Raw genomic sequence first — 11,951 nt, 5'->3', positions numbered from 1 at the left:
GGCCTTGCGGTTATTTGTAATCACCCACACTGTGGAGATCGAACATGCCAAAGATGAAGACTAAAAGTGGTGCTGCAAAGCGCTTCAAGAAGACTGCGAATGGCTTCAAGCACAAGCACGCTTTCAAGAGCCACATCCTGACCAAAATGACCACCAAGCGTAAGCGTCAGCTGCGCGGTTGCTCGCAAGTGCATCCGTCCGACGTTGCAAAAGTGGAGCGCATGCTGCGCGTTCGTTAATTCGGTCAAGACTCAGAGGAATAACTCATGGCTCGTGTTAAGCGTGGCGTCGTTGCCCGTCGCCGTCACAAAAAAATTCTGAAACTCGCCAAAGGCTACTATGGTGCGCGTTCGCGCGTATTCCGCGTTGCCAAGCAGGCGGTAATCAAAGCAGGCCAATATGCCTACCGCGATCGCCGTCAGCGCAAGCGCCAGTTCCGCGCTCTGTGGATCGCTCGTATCAACGCCGGTGCTCGTGTTAACGGTCTGTCCTACAGCCGTTTCATTGCTGGCTTGAAGAAAGCGGCCATTGAGATCGATCGTAAGGTTCTGGCCGATCTGGCAGTGAACGAAAAAGCGGCGTTTGCTGCGATTGTCGAAAAAGCGAAGGCTTCTCTGGCTTAAGCCCCGACAATCACGGGTCTTCGGACTCGTTGTAACGTCACCGATAGGGGAAGAGCCTTGTGCTCTTCCCCTATTTTGTATCTGTACAGGGTTTTTCCAAAAGTGCGTATGGCAGCCGTAGTAATCAGTTGTCAGCGCGGTTCTGCAAGAACCTCTGGAGGTTGTACATGGAAAACCTGGATGCACTGGTCTCGCAAGCGCTCGAGGCCGTGCAACAATGTGACGACGTCAGTGCCCTGGAGCAGATTCGGGTCCAGTATTTGGGCAAAAAGGGCGAGCTCACCCTGGTAATGCAGACACTGGGTAAGCTTTCGCCCGAAGAGCGTCCGATGGCGGGTGCGCTGATCAATACGGCCAAAACCCAGGTTCAGGACGCGCTCAATGCCCGCAAGGTCCAGCTTGAGCAAGCCGCGCTGGACGCCCAGCTCGCAGCCGAGTGCGTCGACGTTTCTCTGCCTGGGCGCGGACAGAGTTCTGGTGGGCTGCATCCGGTAACGCGCACCCTTGAGCGGATCGAGCAATTCTTCAGCCATATCGGTTACAGAGTTGCGGAAGGCCCGGAAGTCGAGGATGACTATCACAACTTCGAGGCGCTCAATATCCCAGGGCATCATCCGGCTCGTGCGATGCACGATACCTTTTATTTCAATGCCAACATGCTGTTGCGTACTCATACCTCGCCGGTTCAGGTGCGTACCATGGAATCCCGCCAGCCTCCGATCCGTATCGTTTGTCCGGGGCGGGTTTACCGCTGCGACTCGGATATCACCCACTCACCGATGTTTCATCAGGTTGAAGGATTGCTGATCGACGAAGGCATTAGTTTTGCCGACTTGAAAGGCACCATCGAAGAATTCTTGCGAGTGTTTTTCGAAAAACCGCTCGGTGTGCGTTTCCGCCCCTCCTTCTTCCCGTTCACCGAGCCTTCTGCTGAAGTCGACATGCAGTGCGTAATGTGTAGTGGCAAGGGCTGTAGAGTGTGCAAACAGACCGGTTGGCTAGAGGTCATGGGTTGCGGAATGGTGCATCCCAATGTTCTGCGGATGTCTGGCATCGACCCCGAAAAGTTCCAGGGTTTTGCTTTTGGAATGGGGGCAGAGCGCCTCGCCATGCTTCGTTATGGCGTTAATGATTTACGTCTGTTCTTCGACAACGACCTGCGGTTCTTAGCGCAGTTTCGCTAGCGCAACGCCCGTCAACGGATTCTCAGGAGAACAGAATGAAATTCAGTGAGCAATGGCTGCGGAGTTGGGTCAACCCGCAGGTTTCCCGTGATGAGCTGGTGGCTCGTCTGTCGATGGTTGGTCTTGAGGTTGATGCTGTAACGCCGGTCTCCGGAGCCTTCAGCGGCGTAGTGGTAGGGGAGGTGCTGAGCACCGCCCAACATCCGGATGCAGATAAGTTGCGCGTTTGCCAGGTCACTAACGGCCATGACACTTTTCAGATTGTGTGCGGTGCGCCGAATGTACGCCCTGGCCTGAAGATCCCCTTCGCCATGATCGATGCCGTACTGCCCGGCGATTTCAAGATTAAGAAGGCAAAGCTACGCGGTGTGGAATCTCACGGTATGCTTTGTTCGGAAACTGAACTACAAGTCGGTACCGACGATAGTGGCTTGATGGAACTGGCCGTCGATGCGCCCGTAGGACGCGACTTTCGCGAATATTTGGGGCTCGATGACGTAAGCATTGAGATCGGTCTTACCCCGAATCGCGGCGATTGCCTTTCGTTGAGAGGTTTGGCGCGTGAAGTTGGCGCTATATACGGCGCAGTGGTCCAGTCACCTGAATTTTCCGCGGTCGTCGCGACTCATGACGAGCGGTGTTCTGTCGACGTTCTTGCCCCCAAGGCCTGTCCGCGCTACCTCGGGCGGGTAATTCGCAATGTTGATCTCTCGTGCCCAGCGCCGTTGTGGATGGTGGAGCGGCTGCGTCGCTCTGACGTACGCAGTATTGATGCGGTTGTCGATGTCACCAATTATGTGATGCTTGAGTTAGGGCAGCCGCTGCACGCTTTCGATCTGGCGAAGATCGAAGGCGGCATTCAGGTGAGAATGGCTGGTGAGGGTGAGGAGCTGGTGCTGCTCGATGGCCAGAAAATCAGCCTGCGTGCCGATACTCTCGTGATCGCTGACCATCAGCGAACGTTAGCGATCGCAGGAGTGATGGGCGGCGAACACAGCGGTGTTGGTCCACAAACTACGGATATTTTTCTAGAAAGCGCCTTCTTCGACACCATTGCACTGGCCGGCAAGGCGCGGTCATATGGTTTGCACACGGATGCTTCTCATCGCTACGAGCGCGGTGTCGACTCGCAACTTGCTCGGATGGCGATGGAGCGCGCCACTGCGTTGCTGCTCGATATCGTTGGAGGGGAAGCGGGGCCGGTTGTTGAGGTCGTAAGCGAGGCGGATCTACCACAGGTTGCCCCGATCACGTTGCGTGCCGAGCGTGTTAGTCAGATGCTCGGTCTGTCGATGGAGTCTGTCCAAATAGTTCAGCTTTTGAGCGCGCTTGGTTTGACCGTTACTGAAGAAGCCGCTGGCCGCTGGCAGGTTGGAGTTCCCAGTCACCGTTTCGATCTCAGTCTGGAAGTTGACTTGATCGAAGAGCTGGCTCGCTTGCACGGATATGATCGTCTGCCGGTACGTTATCCACAGGCCCGGCTAGCACCTGAGGCGAAGGCTGAAGCTCGGGCTGATTTGCCGCTGCTGCGCCGTCTGTTGGTTGCTCGTGGCTATCAGGAGGCGATCACTTATAGTTTTATCGATCCCAAACTGTTTGAGCTATTCACTCCGGGGGTTGAGCCGTTGCAGCTGGCGAACCCAATTTCTGCCGACATGGCGGTGATGCGCGCATCGCTCTGGCCAGGACTCATTAAGGCTCTGCAACATAATCTCAATCGCCAGCAGGCGCGGGTACGGCTATTCGAGGCTGGTCTGCGTTTTGTTGGCCAGCTAGATGGCCTTAAGCAGGAGGGGATGCTAGCCGGAGTGATCACGGGGAGTCGCCTGCCCGAGGGATGGGCTAACGACCGCGAAGTCGTCGATTTCTACGACGTCAAGGCTGACGTCGAGGCTTTGCTGGCTTATGCCGGTGCTAGCGATGCGTATCGTTTCGTTGCAGGAGAACACCCAGCGCTGCACCCCGGTCAGACCGCACGTATTGAGCGCGATGGTCGGCTGATCGGCTATGTTGGCAGTCTGCATCCCAAGCTGGCGAGCGACTTAGGAATTGGCCAATCGGTGTATCTGTTCGAGTTGCGCGTCGAGGAGATCGTCGACGGCCGCCTGCCTAAATTCAGCGAGCTTTCTCGATTCCCTGAGGTACGCCGAGATCTTGCCGTATTAGTTGGGCGCGGTATTGCAGCGGAGTCCGTGCTGCAATGTATCCGTGAGGCAGCGGGAGAGAACCTGACCGACCTCAAGCTATTTGATGTCTATCAGGGCAAAGGTATTGATCCTTCTAGCAAAAGTATGGCAGTCGGCTTGACCTGGCAGCACCCTTCACGCACTCTTAACGACGAAGAGGTAAGCGCAGCTATGCAGCGAATTCTTACCTCTCTGGAAGAAGGGTTCAACGCCACGTTAAGGAAATAGCGTATGGGGGCTCTGACGAAAGCTGAAATGGCGGAACGTCTATATGAAGAGCTAGGCTTGAATAAGCGCGAAGCCAAGGAGTTGGTCGAGCTTTTTTTCGAAGAAATTCGCCAGGCACTGGAGCACAATGAACAGGTGAAGTTGTCCGGGTTCGGCAACTTCGACCTGCGCGACAAGCGTCAGCGTCCTGGTCGAAATCCGAAAACAGGCGAGGAAATTCCGATCACGGCGCGCCGCGTCGTGACTTTCCGTCCGGGGCAAAAACTCAAAGCCAGGGTCGAGGCCTATGCTGGAACCAAGTCATAATGACGAGCTTCCCGTCATACCGGGCAAACGTTACTTCACGATTGGAGAAGTGAGTGAACTCTGTGCGGTGAAGCCACACGTACTTCGATACTGGGAGCAGGAGTTTCCACAACTCAACCCGGTCAAAAGGCGAGGCAATCGACGTTATTACCAGCGCCAAGATGTACTGATGATCCGCCAGATTCGAGCGCTTCTGTATGAGCAGGGGTTCACCATTGGCGGAGCTCGCCAGCGTCTTTCCGGCGACGAAGCGCGTGACGATACCACGCAGTACAAACAACTGATTCGCCAAATGATTTGCGAGCTGGAAGAGGTTTTACAGGTCCTGCGGAAATAGCTAAGGCTCTAATAAAAACTTTCACATTTTCAGATGCTTAATGTATAGTTACACCCGTTTCCAGCGAAGCTGGAGCACTTCGGGGCGTAGCGCAGCCTGGTAGCGCACTTGCATGGGGTGCAAGGGGTCGAGTGTTCGAATCACTCCGTCCCGACCAAAAAAACCCTAAAAAATCCAGTTACTTAGCGGTGACTGGATTTTTTTATGGGCGCTTCACACTTAAAAGCGCAGGGACTTTTGCGGGACTTTTTTTCATCCTGCCATTCTCCTCAAAATTGTCAGGGCCGGCCCACGCGAGTCGGTAGCCGAAATCCTGTTGGCTTCATCGATCAGTTTGTCCAGCTCGGCGGCTGAATAGTGACTGGTGATGCTGCCGTTCTTGTGACCCAGCAGAGCCTTCCTGTCTTCCTCCGTCACACCAGCTGCCCGAAGTCTTCGACCGAAGGTGTGCTTCAGATCGTGAACGCGGATCGAAGCAAATCCAGGTGGAGCAGGGCGCATGAAGCGCTCCTGGAATTTCTTCGCAGCTCTGACCCTGGCTTTCTTCCATGCCGAGTCGTTCATCCGGTGAACTGGAGTGGCCTTGCCGTTTCGATCGGGTTGTCCGTAAGGAAATACCCAGACCGGATCAAGCCCGCGCTGCCCCTCGATCACCGACTTGGCTACGCTGTTGAGCACCACGAGTCGCTCGTCGCCGTTCTTGACCCCGGAACTCTCATGCCGGCCACCAAAGTCCGCCGGTATGAGAAATACGCTGGTGTTGAGCTCAGGAATCGGTATCTCCCAATCCCAGCGAAGCTTCACAACCTCCTGTTCGCGTGAGCCGCTGTTGACCTTGTACAGGGCCATGCGGCGCAAATGATCAGGCAGTTCGGCGAAGAGAATCGACTGCTCTTCCCAGGACATAGGGTAGGGGAGTCGCCTCGTCTTCTTCTCTTCCAGCTTGGTGATCATCGGCACTACGTCGAGCCAGGGACGCTTCTGCTCATCACGCCATTTTCGGGCGCACAGGTTCAGGATGCGTATGACGCGCTCCAAGGCGATGTTCACCGTGCGGTGTGAAACGCCAGGCTTCAACTTGCCATCGCGGGTTCTGGTGCTCTTGAGTCGATCCCTTATGTAGGGGGCCAAGGTCTCGTCGTCGACATGAGTCAGAGGCTGGTCGCCAATATACGGGTCCAACTGCTCCAGATAGATGGCTGTGAGGCCTATCGACGGCTGATCCCTGTACTCGGTCAGGTAACGCGTAGCGGCTTCCCGCCAGGTTCTGATCGTGCGGACGCCGTAGATCTTCTGTTCCCGGAGCTTTTCCAACTTGTGTATCAGGTATTGCTCTGCCTCCTTCCTATCGCTTGATCCAGTGCTTTCCTGAATTCGCTGACCTCTGAAGACCTTGTCGATGTGCCAGGTCCCGTTCCTTTGGTAGAGGCCGCTAATGGTTTTTCGCGCCATGGTTTTTCTCCTAGGCGCTCGCTGCGGGAGTGATCATGTCCCTTGGCACCTTCCTTTTCAATGATGGCTCGGTCGATGTAGGCGTCTGCCCAGGCATCCAGCTCTTCGCGATCAAAGCCGATGCCTTGCACGCCAATGCGGAATTCCCGCACGTAAGGCCGGACGGTTTTGTTGAACTCTGTACGGCACATGCCGAGGTAGGCGGGGGCCGCACCGGCTCGGAGGATTCGGGGTGGGCAGGTGATCAAGCGTGCGGCTATCTGCTCAGATGATGCGGGCATGAATATCGCCTCCTTATCGACCCTGATCCGTTCTGCAGATGCTGTCCCCTGCTGGCCGGGCGAACAACGTGGTGGAGGGGGCTGGGGAGGGTTTGGTACAACAACCGTTTTGGTTCGGTTTGACCTGATGGATCGTGGCGTATGGCCAGCCGTTGGCTGGTCGGCGATATCAGGCTTGAGGATTGATACGTGTCTTCCGAAGAGGTAGCCCAGCAACCTGGTTCCAGCCCTGGTGGCCCAGTCAGTCGTGAGGAGATGTACGCAGAGGTGTGGCGGCGTCCCATGACCAAGATCGCGGATCACCACCGTGTTTCTTCCAGCTTCTTGGCGCGTGTGTGTGCCCGCATGAATGTCCCGCGGCCGCCGCGTGGACACTGGGTAAAGCTGGAGAATGGAATACCAAGTCCTCAGCCACCGCTGCCTGAGGCTGGGCCTGGTGATCTTCAGGTCTGGCGCAAGGGAGATGCTCTTGGTGCTGTTTCTCAACCGGCTCCGAAGGCACCGGTGCCGCGTAAAATCAGGCCTGAACAGCTCCGTATATCGCGATCAAGGCAGCACCCTGTTGTCGTGGGGGCGTATGAGGTCTTTGAGCAGGGGCGAGTCATCGACCAGGGGTTCCTCAAGCCAGGTAGGCAGCGTCTGGTGGATGTCGTGGTGACCAAGCCTCAGCTTGAGCCGGCTCTGAAATTGGCGAATCAGCTGTTTCTCAAGCTGGAGGCTGCCGGCCATCGCGTGATGTTTGCACCGAGTGACCGAACCTATGCCCGGGCCTCGCTTGATGAGCATGAGCACCCACCCAAGAAGCCAAGGCACCGGCATCCGGCGTTGTGGTCACCATCCAAGCCCACAGTGGTCTTCGTGGGGACGGTTGCCATTGGGCTGACGTTATTTGAGATGACTGAGGAACTGGAGGCCCGCTACATCGATGCCAAGTACATCCCCACCTCCAAGATACCGTCGCAGCAGATGCGCCGCTTGAGCCCAACCTGGAACTGGTCGACTCGGATGGACTTTGCGACCGGCCGCCTATGTATAAGAGCGTTCTCGCCATATCCGTGGACTGATTGGTCTCAGAGTTGGAAGGAGGTCAAGCAAAGCCAGCTGCGTGGCCAGCTGGATGAGATCGTCCAGCAGCTCACGGACGCCGCGCCTGTAATTGCCCGATTGGTAGAGGAAGCCGAGGAGCAGGCGAGAATTCGTCAGCAGGAGTGGAAGGAGCAGATGTGCCGGCTCGAGGAGAGAGAACGGATTCGACGTCAAAACGAGGCAAGGGAGCAGGCGAGAGCTGATTTGCTGAGCGCCATCAAACAGTGGGATGACATCAAGCGGATCCAGGCCTTTTTCAGTGATGCTGAGAGCTCCGTATCGAATCTGCCCGAAGCCGAGCGGTGTATTGCTATGGACAAGCTTGCCCAAGCGCGTGAGCTTGTTGGCGAGCTGGATCCGCTTCAGGCGTTGCTGGAATGGAAGGGGCCGCGGGAGCGCTGAAACTGATTCTGTCTGGGTTTACGAAACTCGGAAAATGCTCACTGATAGTGAGCATTTTTTATATTTCTTAAACCTGTTGCTTGCTCTGAATGCATTGGTTTGTTCAGCTCGCCTAAACGATAAAAAGATGCGGCTATTGACGTGTTTCTCGAGCCGCGTGTTGCTCGCTAAGAACCTGCTGGGCAGTCTGTTCTATGTAGTCGAAGACTTCAGTGGGTACCGTGTACTGGTATTGCTTACGACGGTGCTTCGAAACAAAGCCATCATTGGTTAGGCACATCATCACCAGATTCGCCAAGTCGCTGCCGCGGATGTCGAATCGTTCATCCACAGCCCTGTAGACGGCGTCGTAGCACTCCAGAAAAGCGGCTTCTTCGCGGAGTTCGACCTCCAGGGCGTGCTGAGCCATTTCCATGGTGAAGATGACGCAGGCAGTTGCGTCCCAGTAGCGGTAGATCGCTGCATCTCCCCGGAAGTCGAAAGCCAACTTGCCAAAGTCGATCCACTGCACATCCCAGAAATCCCGGGCTGGGCGGGAGAAGTCCTGCAGTGCCTCCAGATACAGGCGCTCCTCACGTTTCATTGCCACCGACACTGGCAGTAGCAGGCCGTTCTCCAAGGCGCCCGCGCGGCAAAGTGCCTGGTGGATCAGAAACCGGGATAGGCGTCCGTTTCCATCCATAAAGGGGTGGAGGAATACGAAACCAAAGGAAATGATTCCAGCCGCTACCAGCGGGTCGATTTGGGTGGGGGCCTCATTCGCAAACTGCATGAGGTGCTCCATCAGTTCGCGGCACAGCTCTGGTGGAGGGGGAACGTAAGTTACCCCAGCAGCCCCTTGAAGGGCTCCTGCGAGGTGGTTTTGTTCATGCCTGAATGCCGCAGCTAGATCATAAGGGTTCGATACCGTGGCGTTCTGCAACGCCACCAGATACTCCTCGGTCAGCGGCTGGCGTTCGTGTGCCTGGCGTAGCAAGTGAATGAATCGCCGCGACTTGTCCTCGTTCGGCGCTTCGCGTTCGATAGCGAACGAATCCTTGGTTTCATGCAAATATGCCCAGTTGATCGCCCGATCCATCATGACCGGAGGCAGGGACTCCATGAAGGCTTTCGCCCGGCCAAGTATGTCGTGTTCCTGAAGTTCGATCAGCCTGGCGGTTCTTTCCACGGTGGCGCAGTAGCTCACGTCGCCAAGGCCGTTGAATTCCACCCGCCACCGGGAGTTTCTTGTTCCCGGGCGGGTCACATAGCGCTTGGGATCGAAGAGCGGTACGAAAGCCCCCCGAACCGGTGCATGCTGAGGAACCTCCTCGCCGGTGAATGCTTCTCTCAGATAGCACGCCTTGCGAATGTAGATGCCGTTGGGCGCCTCCTGCAGGGCATTCTCCAGGGCTGCGACTGGTATCTTGGGGAGAGCCTGAGTCAGAATGGCAAGATTGACCCCCTCATGCTTCAGCGCGAAGAGGACATGGCCCAGCAAGTCATCAGCAGCCGGTGCGATGGCAGATGGTACAGCCAAGGTCTGGCCTATCTTCTTCAAGCGAGTGACAGGCTGCACAATCGCTGGCAGATGCAAGGGGAATGCGGACAGTTGCATGGCTTCGCGTAGCCAAGCGTAACCGACTAGGTGCATGTCAAAAATTCCTTTAGCTTGGCTCTGGCCCCCAGATTTTCTTGAGTGAGACAAGAAAATCTTCATTTTTTTCGATTCTACTGATTTTTTCTTAATTTATTCAGGCCGATTTCGTCCAACAAGCATTGGGATGACATAAAGCGAATCCAGGCCTTTTTCAGTGATGCTGAGAGCTCCGTATCGAATCTGCCCGAAGCCGAGCGGTGTATTGCTATGGACAAGCTTGCCCAAGCGCGTGAGCTTGTTGGCGATCTGGATCCGCTACAGGCGTTGCTGGAATGGAAGGGGCCTCGGGAGCGCCTGTAGCAATGTTCAAGAACTCCTCGGTGCTGGTTTATAAAAGCTGAATTTTGCTCACTAATGGTGAGTTTTTTTTGGTTTCTATAAACCTTCTTCTTGCGGATGGTTTAGAAAATATCTATTTTGCTCACTATGAGTGTGCAAAAACCTGAAAAACTAAACTCCTTGCTTGCAGGGCTCGGCGACAGCGATCTGGTGTCCAGTAGCTGGTTGAAGGCTCATGGCTACAGCAGCAACCTCGTAGCGCGATATACCGCGAGCGGCTGGCTGGAATCGCCTGCGCGTGGAGTCTATCAACGACGAGGCGGACGTCTCACCTGGGCTGCTGTAGTGCGTGCATTGCAGGAAGGAGAACGATTGCCGCTGCATGTTGGTGGGCGTTTTGCCTTGGCTTGGCATGGGCACGAGCACTATCTGCGGTTGGGCGAGCGTGAGAGGGTTACTCTGTATGGCCCTGGAAGCCTCCCTGCCTGGGTGGATAAGCTTCCATTGAAAGCTGAGTTAGTGTTGTGCGGCAAAAGCCCATTCAATCTTTCAGCACTGTCATTCAAGGCCGACATGGATGACGAAGCCCTAAGGAATCTTGGGCTCGAGTGGGTGGATGCTGATGGCGACCGCGGCCGCATCGTCGTCGCGACACCTGAGCGCGCAATCCTCGAACTCTGTGATGGCGTGTCAGACGCATCGCTCGTTTATGAAGTGGATGCGCTGATGCAGGGTGCGGATACCCTTCGTCCCCAAAGGATAAGCATGCTGCTGCGACATTGCACCAGCATAAAAGCCAAGCGCTTGTTCCTAGCCCTCGCAGAACGCCACCAGCACGCCTGGATGGATCATGTCTCGTTGGACGGCGTCTATCTAGGGAAGGGAAAGCGTTGCCTGGTTCCCGGTGGTCGCTTGAACCCAACCTACCAAATAACCTTGCCGGCGGATCTTGATGAGCACCTGGGATAAGCGCTACACCGACCGAGTCCAGTTATTGGTGGAAATTCTGCCGACCTTGGCGAAAGAAACACGATTTGCCCTCAAAGGGGGGACGGCGATCAACCTGTTCGAGCATGACTTGCCCAGGTTGTCTGTGGATATCGATCTGACCTGGTTGCCGATGCAGGACTATGCGCAGGATGCTGGTCAGATCTCCGATGCATTAGAAAGTCTGGGAAGGGCACTTGGCTCTGCGCCATTAAGGCTACAAGTACAAACATCAGCGCCAGAGAGAGGTGGTTTCGTAAACCGGCTGATAGTGAGTCGTGGACGAGCCCGAGTCCAAATAGAAACGACTCCGGTGATGCGCGGTTCCGTGCATCCGGTACGGACAATGGTTGTCCAGTCGCAGGTCCAGGAGGCCTTTGGCTTTGCCTCGATCCAGGTGCTCGACTTTGCGGATCTATATGCGGGGAAAATGGCAGCAGCATTGTCGAGGCAGCATCCGCGCGACCTGTTTGATATAGGTTTGCTTCTGGCCGATCCGCGCACAGATGAGCGACTTTGGCGAACCTTCCTGATCTACATGACCTGTAGCCCGAAACCTGCCTGGGAGATGCTGGTTCCCAATGAGCCCAAGGATTTCGAGGCGATATACCAGACCCACTTCCGTGGTATGACTGCAGCACCTGTCAGCTCAGAGATGCTGCTGGAGCACCGCGCCAGGCTTCTTCTGCAAATTTCGGAGTGGCTGACTCCGCGGTCGAGAGCATTTCTGGAGTCCGTCGAGATGGAAAATCCAGATTTTGACTTGATCGAGTTGCCACAGGCAGCAGAGCTCCCCGCGATAAAAAGGAAACTGCAGAATCTTGCTTCACGATCAGCTACGAAGTGAATCGCCCCTAGTTTCGTAGACACCTCCAGGCCTCATAATGGACTACCCCCGCTCCGGTAGACATCCCCGGCCTATGCTTTGAGCATAGGAGGAAGTCTATGAGCACCCAACGAT

Annotated in this window: 12 protein-coding genes and 1 tRNA gene; 11 read left to right on the top strand and 2 right to left on the bottom strand. The window is 55.7% G+C overall.

The features are described from left to right. Positions 1-44 precede the first annotated feature (44 nt). The 7 genes from rpmI to N8H22_RS09230 all read left to right on the top strand — a co-directional run bounded on the left by rpmI (position 45) and on the right by N8H22_RS09230 (position 5,021). Complete coding sequence (gene rpmI, locus N8H22_RS09260; RefSeq protein ID WP_003298367.1) at positions 45-239, top strand: 50S ribosomal protein L35; 195 nt, start codon at positions 45-47, stop codon at positions 237-239. 27 nt (positions 240-266) lie between these two features. Beyond that, positions 267-623 carry a 50S ribosomal protein L20 gene (gene rplT / locus N8H22_RS09255; protein WP_008569012.1) on the top strand — a complete coding sequence of 119 codons (357 nt, stop codon included), beginning with the start codon at positions 267-269 and terminating at the stop codon, positions 621-623. Between the two features lie 167 nt (positions 624-790). Further along, on the top strand, positions 791-1,807 hold the full coding sequence (pheS, locus tag N8H22_RS09250; protein ID WP_264590225.1) for a phenylalanine--tRNA ligase subunit alpha: 1,017 nt from the start codon (positions 791-793) through the stop codon (positions 1,805-1,807). A 35-nt stretch (positions 1,808-1,842) separates the two neighbouring features. Beyond that, positions 1,843-4,221 (top strand): phenylalanine--tRNA ligase subunit beta, encoded by a 2,379-nt coding sequence (gene pheT, locus N8H22_RS09245; protein WP_264590224.1) that lies wholly within the window; start codon positions 1,843-1,845, stop codon positions 4,219-4,221. Positions 4,222-4,224: 3 nt separating this feature from the next. Then, positions 4,225-4,527 (top strand): integration host factor subunit alpha, encoded by a 303-nt coding sequence (ihfA, locus tag N8H22_RS09240; RefSeq protein ID WP_003282572.1) that lies wholly within the window; start codon positions 4,225-4,227, stop codon positions 4,525-4,527. Continuing rightward, the gene (locus tag N8H22_RS09235; protein ID WP_264590223.1) at positions 4,508-4,864 is read left to right on the top strand and encodes a MerR family transcriptional regulator; all 357 of its coding nucleotides are present in this window, start codon (positions 4,508-4,510) and stop codon (positions 4,862-4,864) included. The genes ihfA and N8H22_RS09235 overlap by 20 nt, the downstream gene beginning before the upstream one ends. 80 nt (positions 4,865-4,944) lie before the next feature. After that, positions 4,945-5,021: transfer RNA gene (locus tag N8H22_RS09230), tRNA-Pro, on the top strand. 95 nt (positions 5,022-5,116) lie between these two features. Here N8H22_RS09230 and N8H22_RS09225 read toward each other — a convergent pair. Beyond that, positions 5,117-6,316 carry a tyrosine-type recombinase/integrase gene (locus N8H22_RS09225; RefSeq protein ID WP_272890757.1) on the bottom strand — a complete coding sequence of 400 codons (1,200 nt, stop codon included), beginning with the start codon at positions 6,314-6,316 and terminating at the stop codon, positions 5,117-5,119. A 35-nt stretch (positions 6,317-6,351) separates the two neighbouring features. On the opposite strand from N8H22_RS09225, the gene N8H22_RS09215 reads away from it, so the two are divergent. Continuing rightward, positions 6,352-6,588: a hypothetical protein gene (locus N8H22_RS09215; RefSeq protein WP_264590648.1), complete on the top strand. Its 237-nt coding sequence runs from the start codon at positions 6,352-6,354 to the stop codon at positions 6,586-6,588. 291 nt (positions 6,589-6,879) lie between these two features. Then, the gene (locus tag N8H22_RS09210) at positions 6,880-8,085 is read left to right on the top strand and encodes a hypothetical protein (protein ID WP_264590222.1); all 1,206 of its coding nucleotides are present in this window, start codon (positions 6,880-6,882) and stop codon (positions 8,083-8,085) included. Positions 8,086-8,218: 133 nt separating this feature from the next. Here the strand turns inward: N8H22_RS09210 and N8H22_RS09205 are convergent, their stop codons facing one another. Next, positions 8,219-9,718, bottom strand: coding sequence for a Fic family protein (locus N8H22_RS09205; protein ID WP_264590221.1), 1,500 nt, complete (start codon positions 9,716-9,718; stop codon positions 8,219-8,221). A gap of 432 nt (positions 9,719-10,150) precedes the next feature. Here N8H22_RS09205 and N8H22_RS09200 point away from each other — a divergent pair, with 432 nt between their 5' ends. Together N8H22_RS09200 and N8H22_RS09195 are read left to right on the top strand one after the other, a co-directional pair. After that, positions 10,151-10,972 (top strand): type IV toxin-antitoxin system AbiEi family antitoxin domain-containing protein, encoded by an 822-nt coding sequence (locus N8H22_RS09200; protein ID WP_048329024.1) that lies wholly within the window; start codon positions 10,151-10,153, stop codon positions 10,970-10,972. Further along, positions 10,956-11,837: a nucleotidyl transferase AbiEii/AbiGii toxin family protein gene (locus N8H22_RS09195; protein ID WP_264590220.1), complete on the top strand. Its 882-nt coding sequence runs from the start codon at positions 10,956-10,958 to the stop codon at positions 11,835-11,837. The genes N8H22_RS09200 and N8H22_RS09195 overlap by 17 nt, the downstream gene beginning before the upstream one ends. Positions 11,838-11,951: the final 114 nt, after the last annotated feature.

The sequence above is a fragment of the Stutzerimonas sp. S1 genome (assembly GCF_025966695.1).
Lineage (GTDB): Bacteria > Pseudomonadota > Gammaproteobacteria > Pseudomonadales > Pseudomonadaceae > Stutzerimonas.
This window is presented reverse-complemented; position numbering and strand designations above follow the sequence as displayed.